Source organism: Bradyrhizobium sp. USDA 4011, assembly GCF_054063415.1.
Genome location: NZ_JBSSGG010000001.1, coordinates 1,826,202 through 1,843,161, shown reverse-complemented (window position 1 = coordinate 1,843,161; position 16,960 = coordinate 1,826,202). Strand labels below are relative to the sequence as shown.

17 protein-coding genes are annotated in these 16,960 nt (G+C 64.5%); 9 read left to right on the top strand and 8 right to left on the bottom strand.

Going from position 1 to position 16,960, the window contains the following annotated elements:
* Positions 1–14: 14 nt before the first annotated feature.
* Genes ACVW1C_RS08500 through ACVW1C_RS08490 form a run of 3 tightly spaced genes read right to left on the bottom strand, consistent with a single transcriptional unit; the run spans position 15 to position 3,158 of the window.
* Positions 15–941, bottom strand: coding sequence for an ABC transporter permease (locus tag ACVW1C_RS08500; protein WP_456758033.1), 927 nt, complete (start codon positions 939–941; stop codon positions 15–17).
* Position 942: 1 nt separating this feature from the next.
* Positions 943–2,052: an ABC transporter permease gene (locus ACVW1C_RS08495; protein ID WP_456758032.1), complete on the bottom strand. Its 1,110-nt coding sequence runs from the start codon at positions 2,050–2,052 to the stop codon at positions 943–945.
* The gene (locus tag ACVW1C_RS08490) at positions 2,049–3,158 is read right to left on the bottom strand and encodes a BMP family ABC transporter substrate-binding protein (protein WP_456758031.1); all 1,110 of its coding nucleotides are present in this window, start codon (positions 3,156–3,158) and stop codon (positions 2,049–2,051) included. The genes ACVW1C_RS08495 and ACVW1C_RS08490 overlap by 4 nt, the downstream gene beginning before the upstream one ends.
* A 371-nt stretch (positions 3,159–3,529) precedes the next feature.
* Here ACVW1C_RS08490 and ACVW1C_RS08485 point away from each other — a divergent pair, with 371 nt between their 5' ends.
* The 4 genes from ACVW1C_RS08485 to ACVW1C_RS08470 all read left to right on the top strand — a co-directional run bounded on the left by ACVW1C_RS08485 (position 3,530) and on the right by ACVW1C_RS08470 (position 6,580).
* Positions 3,530–4,813, top strand: coding sequence for an allantoate amidohydrolase (locus ACVW1C_RS08485; protein WP_456758030.1), 1,284 nt, complete (start codon positions 3,530–3,532; stop codon positions 4,811–4,813).
* A gap of 76 nt (positions 4,814–4,889) precedes the next feature.
* Positions 4,890–5,267 carry a PAS domain-containing protein gene (locus tag ACVW1C_RS08480; RefSeq protein ID WP_456758029.1) on the top strand — a complete coding sequence of 126 codons (378 nt, stop codon included), beginning with the start codon at positions 4,890–4,892 and terminating at the stop codon, positions 5,265–5,267.
* Positions 5,233–6,210, top strand: coding sequence for a sensor histidine kinase (locus ACVW1C_RS08475; RefSeq protein WP_456758028.1), 978 nt, complete (start codon positions 5,233–5,235; stop codon positions 6,208–6,210). Before ACVW1C_RS08480 ends, ACVW1C_RS08475 begins: the two co-directional genes overlap by 35 nt.
* 136 nt (positions 6,211–6,346) lie before the next feature.
* Positions 6,347–6,580: a hypothetical protein gene (locus ACVW1C_RS08470; RefSeq protein WP_456758027.1), complete on the top strand. Its 234-nt coding sequence runs from the start codon at positions 6,347–6,349 to the stop codon at positions 6,578–6,580.
* Here the strand turns inward: ACVW1C_RS08470 and ACVW1C_RS08465 are convergent.
* On the bottom strand, positions 6,528–7,499 hold the full coding sequence (locus tag ACVW1C_RS08465) for a LysR substrate-binding domain-containing protein (protein WP_456758026.1): 972 nt from the start codon (positions 7,497–7,499) through the stop codon (positions 6,528–6,530). The genes ACVW1C_RS08470 and ACVW1C_RS08465 overlap by 53 nt on opposite strands.
* A gap of 86 nt (positions 7,500–7,585) precedes the next feature.
* Between ACVW1C_RS08465 and ACVW1C_RS08460 the strand changes: the two genes are divergently transcribed.
* The 4 genes from ACVW1C_RS08460 (at position 7,586) to ACVW1C_RS08445 (ending at position 11,186) form a co-directional block, all read left to right on the top strand.
* Entirely contained in the window at positions 7,586–8,659 is a 1,074-nt protein-coding gene (locus ACVW1C_RS08460; protein WP_456758025.1) for a YeiH family protein, read from the top strand.
* A 209-nt stretch (positions 8,660–8,868) separates the two neighbouring features.
* Complete coding sequence (locus tag ACVW1C_RS08455; protein ID WP_456758024.1) at positions 8,869–9,543, top strand: cysteine hydrolase family protein; 675 nt, start codon at positions 8,869–8,871, stop codon at positions 9,541–9,543.
* 1,192 nt (positions 9,544–10,735) lie between these two features.
* Positions 10,736–10,951: a hypothetical protein gene (locus tag ACVW1C_RS08450; protein ID WP_456758023.1), complete on the top strand. Its 216-nt coding sequence runs from the start codon at positions 10,736–10,738 to the stop codon at positions 10,949–10,951.
* Between the two features lie 40 nt (positions 10,952–10,991).
* On the top strand, positions 10,992–11,186 hold the full coding sequence (locus tag ACVW1C_RS08445; RefSeq protein ID WP_456758022.1) for a hypothetical protein: 195 nt from the start codon (positions 10,992–10,994) through the stop codon (positions 11,184–11,186).
* A gap of 146 nt (positions 11,187–11,332) precedes the next feature.
* Here the strand turns inward: ACVW1C_RS08445 and ACVW1C_RS08440 are convergent, their stop codons facing one another.
* The 4 genes from ACVW1C_RS08440 to ACVW1C_RS08425 form a co-directional block, all read right to left on the bottom strand.
* Entirely contained in the window at positions 11,333–12,157 is an 825-nt protein-coding gene (locus ACVW1C_RS08440) for a carbohydrate ABC transporter permease (RefSeq protein WP_456758021.1), read from the bottom strand.
* Positions 12,154–13,005, bottom strand: coding sequence for a carbohydrate ABC transporter permease (locus tag ACVW1C_RS08435; protein ID WP_456758020.1), 852 nt, complete (start codon positions 13,003–13,005; stop codon positions 12,154–12,156). Before ACVW1C_RS08435 ends, ACVW1C_RS08440 begins: the two co-directional genes overlap by 4 nt.
* 164 nt (positions 13,006–13,169) lie before the next feature.
* Complete coding sequence (locus ACVW1C_RS08430; protein WP_456758019.1) at positions 13,170–14,492, bottom strand: ABC transporter substrate-binding protein; 1,323 nt, start codon at positions 14,490–14,492, stop codon at positions 13,170–13,172.
* Between the two features lie 116 nt (positions 14,493–14,608).
* On the bottom strand, positions 14,609–15,463 hold the full coding sequence (locus tag ACVW1C_RS08425; protein WP_456758018.1) for a VOC family protein: 855 nt from the start codon (positions 15,461–15,463) through the stop codon (positions 14,609–14,611).
* Between the two features lie 128 nt (positions 15,464–15,591).
* On the opposite strand from ACVW1C_RS08425, the gene ACVW1C_RS08420 reads away from it, so the two are divergent.
* Entirely contained in the window at positions 15,592–16,959 is a 1,368-nt protein-coding gene (locus ACVW1C_RS08420) for an NAD(P)/FAD-dependent oxidoreductase (RefSeq protein WP_456763021.1), read from the top strand.
* The last annotated feature ends 1 nt before the right edge of the window (position 16,960 follow it).

The following is a 16,960-nucleotide window of genomic DNA, read 5'->3' as shown; positions in this document are numbered from 1 at the left end:
AATGATCTCGCGGTCTATCGGGTGATGGACAATTCGGCGGGCGCGCCGGTCAGCGTGCGCTTCGGCGAGCAGGTGATGATCATGATCGCAAGCGTCAGGATGTAGGGCGCGGCGTTGAACAGATGATAGCCGGAGGTGATGCCGACCGATTGCAGCGCCGGCCCGAGCGCGGCGGCGCCGCCGAACGCGAGCGAGGCCCATAGGCACAGCATCGGGTCCCAGCGCGCGAAGATCACCAGCGCGACCGCGGTGATGCCCTGTCCCGAGGAAAGCCCCTCGTTCCAGCTGCCGGGATAGAACAGCGACAGGAACGAGCCGCCGATGCCGGCGAGGAAGCCGCCGACCATGGTGGCGCGCAGCCGGATCAACAGCACGGAATGCCCCATCGCGCGCGCCGCGTCCGCGCTCTCGCCGGCGGTGCGGATCAACAGGCCCCAGCGCGTGGTCCTGAAGGCCCAATAGAGCAGCGGCGCGATCGCGACACCGATCAGGAACAGCGCGTTGATGCGCAGCGCCGCGCGCACCTGTGGCACGTCGCTCCACCAGCCGAAATCGATGGCCGGCAGCCGTGCCGCCGTCGGCTCGATCAGCGGCTTGCCGAGGAAGAAGGCAAGGCCGGTGCCGAGCAGCATCAGCGCGATGCCGACCGCGATGTCGTTGACCCGCGGCAGCGAGCAGATGCCGGCATGCAGCGCGCCGAACAAGGCGCCGGTGATCCCGGCCGCGAGCACCCCGAGCCACGGCGAGCCGGAGAGATAGGAGATGCCGTAGGCGCTCATCGCGCCCATCACCAGCGTGCCTTCGAGGCCGAGATTGATGCGACCACTTCGTTCAGTGATGCATTCGCCGAGGCTGACGAACAGGAACGGCGTCGAGACGCGGATGGCGCCGCCGAACACGGCGAGCGGGACTGTCCAGAGCCCGAGCGAAGCATCCGCCATGTCAGGACTTTCCCTTCAGGAAGCCGATCCGCCCGTAGAGCGCATCGCTTGCCAGCACGAACACGAAGATGATGCCCTGCAAGACCAGCACGGAGGCGTCGGGCAGGCCGAGGCGGCGTTGCAACAGGCCGCCGGAGGCCGAGATGCCGCCGAGCAGGATCGCGACCGGAATGATCGCGAGCGGATTCTGCCGCGCCAGGAATGCGACGAGGATGCCGGTGAAGCCGTAGCCCGCGGCGAGGTTGGCATTGGTGCGGCCCTGCACGGCCGCGACCTCGATCATGCCGGCTAGTCCCGCGCTGCTGCCGGCGAGGAAGCAGACGGTCAGGATCAGCTTGCCGACGGAAAGCCCCACGATCTTGGCGGCGCGGATGTTGCCGCCGGCGACGCGCGCGGCGAAGCCGAAAGTGGTGTGATAGATCAGGATGTAGGCGGCAACGGCGGCGACGAGGCCGAACACCAGGCCCCAATGCACGTCGGTGCCGGGAATGCTGCCGATCATGTTGGCGGCGCCGATCTCGCGCGTCGACGGCTTGTTGAGGCTCGCCGGATCGCGCATCGGCCCCTCGACCAGATGATTGAGGATGGCAAGCGCGATATACACCAGCAGCAGGCTCGAGATCGTTTCGTTGACGCCGCGATACTGCCGCAGTCCGCCGGACAGCATGATCCAGAGACCGCCGCCGATCATGCCCGCGATCACCATCGCGATCTGCACGACGATCGGCGCCGCACCCTGCAACGCCAGTGCCGCTGATGTCGCCGACAGCGCGCCGATCAACAGCGCGCCTTCGCCGCCGATGATCACCATGCCGAGCTGCGCCGGCAGCGCCGTGCACAGCGCGGTCAGGATCAGCGGCGCTGCGCGGGTCAGCGTGTTCTGCCAGGAGAACCAGGTGCCGAACGCGCCGTAATACATGTAGAAATACAGGTCGAGCGGGTTCTTGCCGTAGAGCGCGATGAACCCGCCGAACACCGCGAGCGCGCCGACCAGCGCCGCGCCCGGGATCAGGATGTATTCGATGCCCGCGCCGTAGCGCTGGAGGAAGCCGGGATCGGCGGCCGGAGCAACGCCGGCCGCCTCCACCGATTCCGCCGTCTCGGTCGTCACGCGGTGGCTCCGATCACGCCCTCGACGAGATAGTCCATCTTCTCGAGTTCGGGATCCTGCTGGCCGCGATCGGTGCCGGAAGCGATCACGGTCTTGCCCTTGTTGTCGACGAGCGGGCCCTTGAAGATCGCGTAGTCGCCGGACATGAACTTGGCCTTGACGTCGTCGGCATGCTTGCGGGCCTCTGCAGAGACCATCTCGCCATAGGGCGAGACCTTGACGATCTCTTCCTTCAGGCCGCCGCGATAGAAGTTCGGGATTGCCTCACCCGCGGTGATCATCTTGACGAATTTCGGATAGAGCGCTTCCCAGTTCCACTCGGCGCCGGTGAGATAGGCCTTCGGCGCCAGCGGCGACTGGTTGACGTGATAGCCGCACACCATCGCGCCGCGGCGCGCGGCGTTCTCGACCATCGTCTTCGGTCCGTCGACATGGCAGGTCAGCACATCGACGCCCTGGTCGATCAGGCTGTTGGTGGCCTCGGCTTCCTTGACCGGCATCGACCAGTCGCCGGTGAAGATTACCTGCGTCGTCGCCTTAGGATTGGCGAGCCGGGCGCCGAGCGTGAAAGCGTTGATGTTGCGCAGCACCTGCGGGATCGGCTTGGCCGCGACGAAGCCGAGCTTGCCGCTCTTGGTCGAATAGCCGGCGACGATGCCGGAGATGTATTGCGCCTCGTCGATGTAGCCGAAATAGCTGCCGGCGTTCTTCGGGTCCTTGTCGGTCCACAGGCCGCCGCAATGCTCGAAGTGCATCTTCGGAAACTTGGCCGCCATCTTGACGACGTGCGGGTTGTAGTAGCCGAACGAGGTCGGAAACAGCAGCGTGGCGCCGTCGAGATTGATCATGGACTCGATGGTCTTCTCGACCGCATCGGTCTCCGGCACCTTCTCTTCCTCGACCACCTTGATGCCGGGAAGCTTCTTCAGCGCCGCCGCTCCCTGGGCATGGGCCTGGTTGTAGCCATAGTCGTCGCGCGATCCGACATAGATGAAGCCGACCGTGGTTTCCGCTGCCGCCGCGCCGCGAACGCCGAGCGTGCTGCCGAGCGCCAATGCCGCGCTTCCCTGCAATAAATGCCTTCTTGAAATCCTGCCAAAATCCATCGCCTGCTCCCTCCGGCGGGGCCGACCCGCCTGTCCTTGTCGCAGCCGCCGTAACGGCGGCGCGTGACGGAGTGTCGCAAGCTTCGTGCCAGAGCACATTTGGCGGTCATGGTTCTGTAAGTCACTGAATGTAAATGTGAATAATAATCAACATGGGCGGTCTCCGGAATCGGCAGAGTCCGAATTGCCTATTTGATGAGCGATCAATCGCCGTTGTATGCAATGCGGTTAAGCAGTCGCTAACCCCTGGACGGCCGATGCGATCCCCGCCGGGGGCGGCGTCAGGGCGCCATTTGCCGGCTGGTCAATCGGATCGGGCCTGCTACGAGTGAAGCGGGCTTGGGTGCCGGGTTGGACTGATGGGAAACAGCATGAGCGAGAAGAAACCGTCCTCGAATCCATCCTCGAATCCATCCTCCCTTGGCGACGAGATCGTGGCGCGGATCGATCAGCTCGCGGCGATCTCGGAGACGCCGGAGCATCTGGCGCGCGTCTTCCTCACCGACGAGCATCGCAGGGCCGCCGATCTCATCCTGTCCTGGATGCGCGAGGCCGGCATGAGCGCGCACCTCGATGCGATCGGCAATGTCTGCGGCCGCTACGAGGGCGAGCGGCCGGGCCTGCCGGCCCTGATGCTCGGCTCGCATTACGACACCGTGCGCGACGCCGGCAGATGGGACGGCCCGCTCGGCGTCATCACCGCGATCGCCTGCGTCGCCGATCTGAACCGGCGCGGCAAGCGGTTGCCGTTCGCGATCGAGATCGTGGGCTTCGCGGACGAGGAGGGCGTGCGCTTTGCGTCGACCCTGCTCGGCAGCCGCGCGGTGGCCGGCACGTTCGATGAGAGCGTGCTCGACACCCGCGATCGCGCCGGCATCTCGATGCGCGATGCGCTGGTCGCGTTCGGGCTCGACCCCGATCATATCGGCAAGGCGGCGCGCGCCCGCCGCGAGTTGCTCGGCTATGTCGAGCTGCACATCGAGCAGGGCCCGGTACTGGAAGAGAAGGCGCTGCCGGTCGGCGTCGTCACCGCGATTTCAGGTGCGACGCGGCTTGCCGCCAATCTCACCGGCGTCGCCGGTCATGCCGGTACCGTGCCGATGAAGCTGCGGCGCGATGCGCTGACCGGCGCCGCCGAATGCATCGTTGCGATCGAGCAGTTCTGCAAGAGCGATGAAGCCGGCCTCGTCGGCACCGTCGGCTATATCAACGCCATGCCCGGCGCCACCAACGTGATCCCAGGCAAGGTGTCGTTCACGATGGACATCCGCTCGCAGAGCGACATGCATCGCAAGCGCGCCGTCGCCGACATCGTGCGTCAGATCGAGGCCATCGCAAAGCGCCGCGAACTCGCGTTGCAGATCGACATCACTCACGAGAACCGCAGCATGCCCTGCGCGCCGTGGCTGAAAACCCAGATCGCGGCGGCGGTCGCCGCCGAGGGTCATGCCGTGTTCGAGCTGCCGAGCGGCGCCGGGCATGACGGGATGGCGATGGTCGACGTCGCCGATATCGGCATGATCTTCGTGCGCTGCCGCGGCGGAATCAGCCACAATCCGGCCGAGCATGTCGAGCTCGCCGACGCCGACACCGGCGCACGGGTGCTGCTGCGCTTCATCGAGGATTTCCGGCCGCACGGTGGAGTGAATAGCTGAAGCTGCCGCGCCTGGCGGCCCACGCAGCACCAGTCCTGGCTCGGCCGTCGTCCGTCCGTACCAAATCCGGACAGACTTGATCGGCATTTTCCGCATCGGTTGGGGCTATTTGCGGTCCGGCCCGGAAGCGCTAGACTTGTCCGAAGAGGGGAAGGACATGCGCTCGTCCGTCGTCCAGGACGTTCAGTTCCCAAAACAACCGGCGCTGCAGCTCATCTATGACACTGCACCGATCGGTCTTGCCTACCTCTCTCCCGACTGCCGCTACCTCCAGATCAATCAGCGGCTCACCGAGATCTGCGGCATTTCGGTCGAAGGTCATCTCGGACGTACGGTGCACGATTGCGTACCCGCGCTGGCCGCGGCGGTCGAGGGTATCGTCCGGTCGATCATGGAGACCGGAGAAACCCGTCACCGGCGTGGAGGTCTACGGCCAGCGCCCGGGCCACAATGACGAGCGGTGCTGGATCACGCATTGGCATCCGCAGCGCGAGCCGAACGGCAGCATCGTCGGTGTCAACGTTGCGGCCGAAGAGATCACCGACCGCAAGCGCAGCGAACGCGAGATCCGCGCTGCGCGGGATGCGGCCGAGAAGGCCTTGCATCATCTGCAGGAGACCCAGGCGTCCTTGATCGAGGCGGAGAAGCTTGCGGCGCTGGGCCGACTGGTGGCCGGCGTCGCACATGAGATCAACAGTCCGGTCGGCACCAGCCTCACCGTCGCCTCGGTGCTGGAGCAGAAATGCGCCGACTTCGCCGCCGAGGCCGCGCGCGGCAAGCTGAAGCGTTCCAGCCTGAGCGATTTCATCGAGGTCGTCGAGAGCGCGTCGGCGCTGCTGGTCGGCAACCTCAAGCGTGCAGCGGATCTGGTGCAATCGTTCAAGCAGGTGGCCGTCGATCGCAGCTATTTCGACCGGAGCCAGTTCGATCTTGCCGAGGTGACCGAGCAGGTCCTCTCGAACCTGCGGCCGGCGTTGCCGAAGAACAATCTGGCGCTCGAGGTCGATTGCCCGTCGGGTCTTGCGATGAACAGCTATCCCGGCCCTTATGGCCAGGCGCTGACCAATCTGTTCGTCAATTCGCTCGCGCATGCGTTTCCCGACGGCAAGGGCGGCACCATCACGATCCGGCTGCGCGCGTCAGGCGCGGACCAGGTGGAAATCCTGTTCGCCGACGATGGCTGCGGGATGAGCTGCGACGTGCTGCGGCAAGCCTTCGATCCATTCTTCACCACGCGCCGCGACATTGGCCGTATCGGGCTCGGCCTTCACATCGTTCACAACATCGTCACGAACCGGCTGGGCGGCGAGCTCCATCTGGATAGTGTCCCGGGCATGGGGACCAGCGTGCGGATCACGCTGCCGCGCCTGGCGCCGCAGCGCGGAATCGACGGTTGATCCCGGTTGGAGCGCCGAGAAGGAAATGCTCCCCGGCTTCCGGGCCGGATAACGTCATTCCAATTAAGTGCCGCAAAAGGCATTCCACTACCCTTGCTTCCGCCCCCGCCGTTGCGACATTGTGCGGGTATTCCTGATGGTCGAGACGATGAGCCAATCCGCATTCGATCCCTTCGGCGAGCCGGTTCCCGCGGTCGATTCTTCGGCCGCGAGCGAAGGTGTGTCGAAATGGTTGAAGACCGCGGGCACCAGCGTGTTCTGGGTGCTGGTGGTCGGCATCGTGCTGGCGCGGGCGGTCTATTTCGAGCCCGGCGTGTTCAGCTTCGAGCATGCCGTTGCGTGGGCGCAGGGTCTGCTCGCCGCGCTTTAGCGGACGCCGCACGCGGCGCCGCCTTCGCGCCCTTTGTTTCCCGAATGATCCCCTCGAACGCGACCGCCGCCGGCACGTCCAGCCGGCCGGGCGATTTCAATTGCCAGAGCGTGCGCTCGATATGGACGCCCTTGATCGGGATCACCTTGAGCTTCCCCAGCCTCACCTGATCGTCGATCGTTGCGACCGAAACGATGGCGACGCCGACACCGGCGGCCACCGCGTGCTTGATCGCCTCGGTGCTGCCGATCTCGAGCGTCCGCTGCGGTTCGACCCGGTGGGCGGCCAGCGCCTGCGCGACCACCTCGCGGGTGCCAGACCCGGGCTCGCGCACGATCAGGATTTCGTCGTTGAGCAGGCGGACGTCGATCGCGCCTGCAGCGGCTGCGAAGCGATGATCCGGAGCCGCGATCAGGACCATCACGTCGGTCCGCCAGGCTTCGCTGATCACATTCTCGTCCTCGACCGGCCCCTCGACCAGGGCGATTTCGATCTCGTGCCCCAGCATCAGCGCCGCGATATCAGAGGTGTTGGCGCTCACGACATGCAGGTCGATGCCGGGAAAGGCACGGTGAAACATGCCGAGATATTCCGGGATCATGTAGGTCGCGATCGTCGTGCTGGCGCCGATGCGCAGCGAGCCGCTGTCGAGGTTGCGCGATGCCTGCAACTCGTCCTCGGCGGCGCGCTCGGCCGCGAACAGCGTCTCGGCATGCCGCGCCAGCGCCGCGCCCTCCCGGGTCGGCCGCACCCCCTTCGGCGTGCGGTCGAGCAGCCGGCAGCCGACCTGCAGCTCGAAATCCCGCACGCCCTTGGAGATCGCAGGCTGGCTGATGTGCAGCAGGTCGGCGGCGCGGGAGAAACTTCCGGTTCTCGCCACGGCCGCGAACAGGCGGAGCAGATGCAGGTTGAGGGACATAACTTCTCTCTATCGGGGCAGTCCGAAAACATATTAGCCAAGCGGGGCGCCCTGGCGCATAAAATCTTCTCCGAAAAGAGGATGTCGTGCCGCAACAAGACCAAGATCAGGGGCAGAAGCAGGGCGCGCTGAAGCGCATTTTCCTGCTCATTCCGGGCATTCTGCTCTGCGGGGTGGTCACGGTCATCTCGCTCGGCGTCCAGGCCATCGAGGAGCGGGTTTTCGACCATCCCTATATCGAGGCCCTGGTCGTCGCGATCCTGCTCGGCATGGCGGTGCGCACCGCCTGGGAGCCATCGGAGCGCTGGCGATCGGGCATTGCCTTCAGCGCCAAGCAGCTGCTCGAGGTCGCGGTGATGCTGCTCGGCGCGTCCATCAGCTTCGCCGCCATCGTGGCGTCGGGCGGGCTCCTGATCGGCGCGATCGCCGTCACCGTCGTGATCATGCTGGCGGTGACCTACGGTCTCAGCCGGATCCTCGGGCTCAAGACCAAACTCGCGATCCTGATCGCCTGCGGCAATTCGATCTGCGGCAATTCCGCGATCGCGGCGGTGGCACCCGTGATCGAGGCTGACGGCGACGACATCGCCTCGTCGATCTCGTTCACCGCCATTCTCGGCGTGCTGATGGTGCTCGGCCTGCCGCTGCTGATTCCGCTGTTGAAGCTGACGGCGACGCAATACGGCATCCTCGCCGGGCTCACGGTCTATGCCGTGCCGCAGGTGCTGGCGGCGACCGTGCCCGCCGGCATCGTTAGCACCCAGATCGGCACGCTGGTGAAGCTAGTGCGCGTCCTGATGCTGGGCCCGATCGTGGTCGGCCTCTCGCTGTTCGTGGCGCGGCGGCGCAAGGCCGCCGGCACCGCCAAGGAAGGTGGCGCAAAGGCCGCCCCGATCAGCCCGTTCAAGCTGGTGCCCTGGTTCATCATCGGCTTCCTGGTGCTGGCCGCTCTGCGCTCGTTCCAGCTCGTGCCCGACATCGCGATCGCGCCGGTGACGAAGACGGCGGCGATCCTCACCGTCGTCTCGATGGCAGCGCTTGGGCTCGGCGTCGATGTGCGCGTGCTCTCGACCGTCGGCGGCCGGGTGACGGCGGCGGTCACGCTGTCGCTGCTGCTGCTGCTGGGCCTCAGCATCGGCCTCGTGCATTTCTTCAAGTAACGCCGCGGTTCGTTCTTCGTAGGGTGGGCAAAGCGACTTGTCTGCCGTAGCTCGAAGAGCGAAGGTGGAAGCGTGCCCACCTTCACAAGTACGGCGCGGACGGCAGGCACGTCGCCACGCTCCTTTGCCTACCCTATGAATGCCGCAGATTGTCCGATGGCACGTCGCTTGCTTTACTGAGCCTGCGGAATTTGGCCCAGGGGGACGTGATGGCGAGCATGGGTACAATCGCGGCGGAGCCGGCGCCGATCACGCTCAACTGGAGTAAGACCGCGCTCGTCATCATCGACATGCAGCGCGATTTCATGGAGCGAGGGGGCTTCGGCGAGACGCTCGGCAATGATGTCAGCCAGCTTGCCCGCGCGGTGCAGCCGATCGCCGCCGTCCTCGCCGCGGTGCGCGACGCCGGGCTGCTCGTGGTCCATACCCGTGAGGGCCATCTGCCTGACCTCTCCGACGCGCCGCCGGCGAAGCTCGAGCGCGGTGCGCCGTCCTTGCGGATCGGTGATCCCGGACCGATGGGCCGGATCCTGATCCGCGGCGAGGCGGGGCATGACATCATTCCCGAACTCTATCCGCAGGGCAGCGAGATCGTGATCGACAAGCCCGGCAAGGGCGCGTTCTACGCCACTGAATTCGGCGACATCCTGCAGAAATACGGCATCGAGAATCTGCTGGTCTGCGGCGTCACCACCGAAGTCTGCGTCAACACCACGGTGCGCGAGGCCAATGATCGCGGCTATCGCTGCGTCGTGATCTCCGACGGCTGCGCGTCCTACTTCCCCGAATTCCACGAGATGGGCCTGAAGATGATCAAGGCCCAGGGCGGCATTTTCGGTTGGGTCACCGATTCAGCCGCGGTGCTGGAGGCGCTCGCTGCGTAGAGCGTAATGGGTTTAGGTTGAGCTGGAACGGCGCCGAAGCTCACCTCTTCCCTTGGCAGGGGTCGATTTGCGCAGCAAATCGGGTGAGGGCTTACGGTCTATCGAGGGAGCAAAAGCCCTGCGACGGCCCCATAGCTTCATATTGCTCTCGGGCGCTTACTCATAAATCTGGACGCCGCTTTCAGAGGGAAGCAGATACGCGGACCCGACGTCCGGGATATCGCCTTGTGACCCGAGGCGGACATGGACGCGACACCGATCCATCTCGGATTGCTATGGCCGGGTCAGCACATCGCAACCTACAGCTCAATAGGGACTGCTTCTTGCGCTCGATTTCATAGAACTGTCATATGATTGGGGCATTGCAAGAGCAAGGCTACGCGATCTTGACGGGCCTTGACCCGGACAATTGCTGACAAGCAAGACCTTGAATTTCGGTTGGTCAATCCTCGCCGAACTAAGCAGGACCTTCGACGTGGGATCGTCGGAATGGGTGTCCTGCTCCCAAGGTAACTTATGAAAAGGCCACAGAAAGCAAATATCTGGGCTTCTGAAGATCGAACCGCTGTTTGGGTCGGTCTTGCAATCGGCGCGATTGGGCTAGTGGTCCTCTGGGTCGCGCGCTAACCGGACGGGCGGCTCAGCAACTGCCCCCGGAGCGCGAGTCCAACAGCGACAAAGCCGCCGCTCATAGCGCATCAGAACGTCTCTTTGAAACCCTAGGGCTGAACGCTGCGCTAGTGCGTGGCTCCGCTCATTGAAGTCATTGGAGAGGGCGGCACTAAGACGGATCGATATTTGTATTCTGGCGACAAAACCAAGCGATAGGCCCTCAGCTTTCGGTCTTGCCAAGCTGCCAAAGTTTGACCACACGCCTTGCACTCGACGTGCCCCGGGGTACCAAGCAGAGATTCAGACTCAGCGACTTCGTAGATCGACAAGCATTGTGGGCACGCGACGTCTGTGATCTTCATTTAAATATTATGTTCGGCTTTCGGCGTCCCGTAATTGACTTCGATCAATGCTGCGTCTGTGCGGCCTGGCCGCGACGTCCCACAGGCGCCAATATCATTCAATAAATGCTTGTCGTCGCTGCATTTTTCTTTCACTCAATTGAAAGTCACGAGATTGTAGTGAAACTGGCACATCGCTTGCCTAGCGTCCCATTGTTTCTAGAAAACAGGGGGTCGAAATGGACATGCTAGCATATTGCCGTGCCATGGCGTCTTTCTGCCGTCAGCGCGCTCAATTTGAAAATGAAGACGAGTCCTTTTGGGTCAAAGAGGCAGAAGAGTGGGAATGCCTGATCGCCGAATACTGGATAGGTCAGGCTAAGCCGGCCAATGTGAACGCGGCACGAAGCATTCGCATCGTGCGGCCGGATCAGCCGCCACGTGTTGTTGCCTGATCCGTTGTCATAGTCCTTCCCCTTCTGTGAGGAGTACCGCATGGAAAAGGACGTAGTCCGGCTGAGCGCCCATCGCACCAACATTGAACGATATCGGCGATTGCTCAAAACCATACTGTCCGATACTGAACGCCAGTTCATCGAACGGCGATTGCAAGAGGAGGCTGCCGCTGTCGAGTTGCTGACCTTGCAAAAGCCCTTTCACCACGCTGGCGCTGAACAATTCAATGTCTGAATGCCCCGTTACACGGCGCTCTCATTTCATGCGGCTTGACTTTGCCTTGTCCGCCTTGGCCCTTAGCCGACATGATCGACCGCGCCTCTCCTGTCCGCTTCTGACGGCAATGCGGGCGTCATTCGGCGGGCGTATGGGTACACGCTCTAGCCGCCTTTCACCGCGCCCGCCGTCAGCCCCGCCACGATCTGCCGCTGCGCCATCACGGTGAGCAGCAGCACCGGCGCGGTCACGATCAGCGCGGCGGCAGCGAGCGGGCCCCAGCTCAGCTGGTCGAACGAGATCATGTTGTAGACCGCGACCGGCAGCGTGCGCGTCTCGCGCCCGGCCAGCACGATGCCGAACACGAAGTTGTTCCAGGAGAAGATCACCGCGAGGATGAAGGCGACCGCAAGCCCCGGCTTGGCGATCGGCAGCGCGACATGGCGGAACACCTGCCAGCGCGTGGCGCCGTCGATCAGCGCGGCTTCCTCCAGCTCCAGCGGCGTGGTCTCGAAATAGCCGATCATGATCCAGATCACGATCGGCACCGTCACCACAAGGTGGATGATGATCTGCGGCACCAGCGTGCCGAGCAGGCCGAGCCATTGGAACAGCAGGAACAGCGGGATCAGATATGACAGGCCGGGCGTGATGCGCGCGATCAGGATCACGATCGCCGATTTGTGCGCGGCCATCCGCGCAATGCCGTAGCCGGCGGGCACGCCGACCAGCATCGCGAGTCCCGTGGCGCAACCGGTGACAACAAGGCTGTTGCTGAAATAGGTCAGGAAGCGGTTCGAGGCGAACACGTCGGCATAGTTCTTCCAGGCGAAATGCTCCGGGATGAACACCGGCGGATAGGAGGCGTTGTCGATCTCGAATTTCAGCGACAGCGAGGCCATCCAGAGGAAGAACAGGATCGCCGGCGAGACGATGACGAACACCGACAGCCACAGCCCGATCCGTCCCAAAATCTGACGCGGGTTCATGCCTCGCCCCCGAGCTCCGAGGTCCACAGCAGGCGCTTGCGCAGGTAGAGCAACAGCGCCGCCAGCGCCACGATCAGGAGGAAGAACACCACCGCGATCGCCGAGCCATAGCCGAGGTCGTAATAGACGAAGGCGACGCTGTAGAGATAGACGTTGATGGTTTCCGACGCCGAGCCCGGCCCGCCTTGCGTGATCGCGAAGATGATGTCGAAGCTTTTCACCGCGTCGATCATGCGGATCATGCCGGCGATGAACAGGAACGGCATGATCAGGGGAAGCGTGATGAAGCGGAACACCTGCCAGAAATTGGCGCCGTCGATCTGCGCGCTCTCATAGGGTTCGGTCGGGATCGCGGCGAGGCCGCCGAGCACGATCAGCATCACCAGCGGCGTCCATTGCCAGGTCTCGACCAGCACCAGCGACGGGATCACCGTCGTCGGGTTGAACACCCAGAGCTGCGGCGGCAGGCCGACAAGTGACAGCAGATAGTTCAGGACGCCAAGTTGCGGGTGGAACATCATGGTCCACACCAGCGCGATCGCGACGGGAGTGGCCATCATCGGCATGATGAAGATGCCGCGGAGGAAGCCGCGCGCGGTGAATTTCTGATGAAACGCCACCGCCGCCAGCGTGCCGAACACCAGCGGCAGCACCACCGACAGCGCGGTGTAGGACAGCGTGTGCCCGACCGCCTCGACGAAACGCGGATCGGTCGGCAGCCGCAGATAGTTGGCGAGCCCGACGAAGACGGTCGGCGAGCCGACCTTCCATTCCTGCATGCTCATCCAGATCGTGAACACCCACGGAAAGACGATCACCGCCAGCACCACGACAAGCGCCGGGATCACGAACGGCCAGTAGGACGGCGGACGCCATTCCCGCGCCGGCGCGGCGTCCCCAGAGCCTCCGACTCTGGAGGCTCGTTTTGACGCGTTTTCTTCACGCGAACCGGTACCCACTTCGCTTGAAAACGCTTTGCCGGCTGCCGCCGGCTCAGCCTGTGTCACCACGCTCACGCTTTTTCACTACGCTCCAGGATGGGGCGGAATTGCTCGTGCGCCTTTTTCAGCTCGGTGGCGGGATCGCCGCCCGACAGCGTCGCAGTCAGCGCCGCACCGACGATGTCGCGGAATTCGGCGACCGGGACGATGACTGGCAGGCCGAGCTTCGAGATCTTGGCTGAATCGACCACCGATTGCAGCCATTCCTTGGTCTTCACGCCCTTGGCGACCTCGGGGTCGTCGACGATGGAGTTGCGGAACGGCACGCCGCCGCCGGCCTGCAGCAGGCGGGCGCCCTGTCCCCGCGAGACCACCCATTGGCAGAGCAGGTAGGCGGCTTCCTTGTTCTTGTTCGCCGCGGGAATGCCGACGCCGTCGCCATAGGTCGACGAGAATTTGCCCTTGGGTCCGGCGGGCACCAGCGTGTAGCCGACCTTGCCGACGACGCGCGAGGCGGCGGGGTCCTCCAGCGGCGGCGCCCAGCCGTCGGCGTCGATCCACATCGCCGCGCGGCCTTGCGTGAAGGAGGCCATCGATTCCATCCAGTTGAAGCCGGCGACGCCGGGCGGCGCGCATTTCGTCAGCAGCCGCTGATAGAGCTTGGTGGCTTCGATGGCCTCGGGGCCGTCGGTCAGGATGTTGCCCTTGGCATCGAGGAATTCGCCGCCATAGTTGAGATAGAAGTTGGTCCACATCGCCATGTTGGCGTTGCGCAGGCCGCGGCCGACAAAGCCGTAGATGCCTTCCTTCGGATCGGTCAGCTTCTCGGCGGCGACCGCCATTTCGTCCAGCGTCTTCGGGACCTCGACGCCCTTCTTCTGGAACAACTCCTTGTTGTAGTAGAGGATGAAATAGTCGACCGACCACGGTAGCGACAGCATCTGGCCCTTGTCGTTGCGCGCATATTGCAGGCCGGCGGCCGAGAAATCGCTCTCGACGAGGTCGGGCGGCGTCAGGCTCGGGTCCTTGAGAAAGCCCGACATGTCGGCGAGCCAGCCCGCCTTCTCGAATTGCCGCTTCTGCACGTGATAGCTGAGGTGCACGACGTCGAAGCTCGGCTTGCCCGAGGACAGCTCGATCACGCATTTCTGGCGCTGCTGCTGCTCGGGAATCTGCTCAGATTCGACCTTGATGCCGGTGAGCTCGGTGAATTCCTTGATGTACTTCTGCAGATTGTCGCCGCGCGGCCCCTTGGCGAGGATCACCTCCAGCGTCGTCCCGGAATACTTCTTCCAGTTGAGCTCGGCGCGGGCCGGAAATCCGGTCAATCCAACCGCGCCGGCGGCTGCGGTGCCGGCCAGCATCTGCCGGCGCGAGATCAGGTGATGCGACATGTTTCTCTCCCTGGGACGGTTCTTGTTTGGGAGAGATAGTAGCGTCTGGACTTGGCCTGCCTAGCCCCCCGTGCGCGGCGCCGCTGCATAGCGCCGCGCCGCGCATGGTATGGCCGTTATGCCTTGACGAAGGCGAGCAGGGTGCCGTTCGCAGCGGCCGGCGGCACGGTGATGCCGCTGCCGCTCTTGACGCCGGTCGCGCCCAGCGCCTTCTCGGTTGCGGCGAGGTCGGCCGCGATCACGAGACCGGCGCCGCCGCGATCGGACAGGCCATCCAGCGATACGCCGGGATAACGCTTGCCGAGCTGATCCCTGGTCAGGAACACGAAGTCGGCGCGATCTCCGCCGGACGGCACCGCAACCGCACCGTCGGGATCGTGCCTCGCGGCGATATCGATCATCCGGGAGAGATGCGCAGCATCGGTCGCGGGATCCGGCGAGACGATCAGCGCCTGCTTGAGACGTTTTGCCCCGTTGGCGTGTGTCATCAGTTCGGGAATCCACACCGTCTCGCGGGTCTTGTGCTGGCAGGCGAAGATGCGGACGCCGCCGGGCGCTTCCGCGGTCGGCCATTGGAAGGTGCGGAATTTCGCCGCGGAGACCGTGCCGTCAGGCAGCGTCACCGGGCGCTCGAAATCGGTCGGCCCGATCGGCGCATAGCCGCGTGCGCGGATCTCCTCGGCACCGGCTGTCGAATCCACCGCGGTGAACGCGATGCGTTCGATGCCCTCGCCGCGCTTTTCCAGGAAGGCGCGCGCCGGCGCATTGTGTTCAGTTGGCGTCAGCACGCCGAGCAATTCCATGTAGTCGGGGTCGAACATGATGGTGTAGTTGCCCGATCCCATATGCGCGCTATGGGTGCCGCGCGGCGACACGGTGAAGCCGAGCCGCCTGTAATTCTCGGCGGCCTTGTCGAGGTCCTTCACCATGACCACGGCATGATCGATTCCGATGACGTTCTTGAGTGCCACTTGTTGTCTTCCCGGCTGGAATGGGGGCTTTGCTTGAGCATGATCTCTTCGGAAAACCGCTACGCACTTTTCCGGATCATGCTTTAAAGCTAACCAGAATGACCGGACGCCCGCAAGAAAGGATCATGATGAGCAGCAATGCCGTGCGCTGGCCCGCTTCGCTCTGGGCAGCAGTGACGCCACCCGGCCCCGATTGCCCCGAATTGACCGGTGCGCAGCAGGCCGACGTCGTCATCATCGGCGGCGGCTTCACCGGCTTGTCCACCGCGCTGCATCTGCGCGAGGCCAATGTCGACGTCGCGATCGTCGAGGCCGCCGAGCCGGGCTGGGGCGCCTCCGGCCGCAACAACGGCCAGGTGATCCCGACGCTGTCGCGCCCTGATCCCGATGACATCATCGCCCGGCACGGCGCGGCCGGCGAGCGCTTCGTTGCGATGCTGCGCGACAGCGCGGCCATGCTGTTCGACGTCGTCAAACGCTACAACATCGAGGCCGAGCAGGAGCAGGCCGGCTGGGTGCAGCCGGTGCATTCGCCGGGCCGGATCAGGATCGCAGAGCGGCGGGTACAGCAATGGTCGAAATTCGGCGCGCCGGTCGAATTGCTGTCGCGCGACCAGACGAGGGACATGCTCGGCTCGGATGCCTGGTACGGCGGCTTCTGGAACAGGACCGGCGGCCACGTCAATCCGCTGGCGCTGGCGCGAGGCCTGGCGCGCACCGTGCTCGGCCTCGGCGCGCGGATCTATGCCCGTTCGCCCGCGCTGAGCTTCGAGCGCCGCGGCGATCGCTGGGTGGTGAAGACCGAGAAGGGCGAAATCTCCGGCCGCGCGCTGGTGGTCGCGACCAATGCCTATAGCGGCGAATTCGCGAAATCGCTGGTGCCTGAGATTGCGACCGAGGTGATGCCGGTGCTGTCGTGGCAGATGGCGACGCAGCCGCTGTCGGACAATGTCCGCAAGACCATCATCCCCGGCCGGCAGGCGATGTCGGACACCCATGGCGAGCTGTATTTCGCGCGTTACGATGCCCGCAATCGTCTCGTCACCGGCGGTGCCGTGCTCGGCCCGGGCGACAAGACCGGGCGGCTGAAGGCGCGGGTGACCGAGCGGTTGCAACGCTTGTGGCCGCAGATCGGCGACGTCTCCTTCGACTATGTCTGGAACGGTTATGTCGGGATGACGGCGGATTTCCTGCCGCGCATGCATCGCCTCGGACCGAACGCCTACGGCTGGACCGGCTGCAACGGCCGCGCCGTCGCGCTGACGATCCCGCTCGGCCGCGAATTGGCGAGGGCGGTCCAGGGCGTGCCGGAAAGCGAGCTGGCGCTGCCGTTCACCGAGCCGGTGCAGTACATGGCGCACGGACTGCTGCGCAAGCTCGCGCCCTGGATGCTGGTGCTCTACAGGCGCCGCGATGCACAGGAGCTGGTCAAGGGCGATCGCTTCGAGTTGTTGCGCTGGGCGGAGCATTTGCTCGCGTCGCGCCGCTCACGGTGAG

What these genes read in the sequence shown, in the direction of transcription:
- ACVW1C_RS08450 (WP_456758023.1), top strand. Translation starts at nt 10,736, where the DNA reads ATGGACATGCTAGCATATTGCCGTGCCATGGCGTCTTTCTGCCGTCAG.
- ACVW1C_RS08470 (WP_456758027.1), top strand. Translation starts at nt 6,347, where the DNA reads ATGGTCGAGACGATGAGCCAATCCGCATTCGATCCCTTCGGCGAGCCG.
- ACVW1C_RS08420 (WP_456763021.1), top strand. Translation starts at nt 15,592, where the DNA reads ATGAGCAGCAATGCCGTGCGCTGGCCCGCTTCGCTCTGGGCAGCAGTG.
- ACVW1C_RS08485 (WP_456758030.1), top strand. Translation starts at nt 3,530, where the DNA reads ATGAGCGAGAAGAAACCGTCCTCGAATCCATCCTCGAATCCATCCTCC.
- ACVW1C_RS08440 (WP_456758021.1), bottom strand. Translation starts at nt 12,157, where the DNA reads ATGAACCCGCGTCAGATTTTGGGACGGATCGGGCTGTGGCTGTCGGTG.
- ACVW1C_RS08455 (WP_456758024.1), top strand. Translation starts at nt 8,869, where the DNA reads ATGGCGAGCATGGGTACAATCGCGGCGGAGCCGGCGCCGATCACGCTC.
- ACVW1C_RS08445 (WP_456758022.1), top strand. Translation starts at nt 10,992, where the DNA reads ATGGAAAAGGACGTAGTCCGGCTGAGCGCCCATCGCACCAACATTGAA.
- ACVW1C_RS08500 (WP_456758033.1), bottom strand. Translation starts at nt 941, where the DNA reads ATGGCGGATGCTTCGCTCGGGCTCTGGACAGTCCCGCTCGCCGTGTTC.
- ACVW1C_RS08490 (WP_456758031.1), bottom strand. Translation starts at nt 3,158, where the DNA reads ATGGATTTTGGCAGGATTTCAAGAAGGCATTTATTGCAGGGAAGCGCG.
- ACVW1C_RS08465 (WP_456758026.1), bottom strand. Translation starts at nt 7,499, where the DNA reads ATGTCCCTCAACCTGCATCTGCTCCGCCTGTTCGCGGCCGTGGCGAGA.
- ACVW1C_RS08430 (WP_456758019.1), bottom strand. Translation starts at nt 14,492, where the DNA reads ATGTCGCATCACCTGATCTCGCGCCGGCAGATGCTGGCCGGCACCGCA.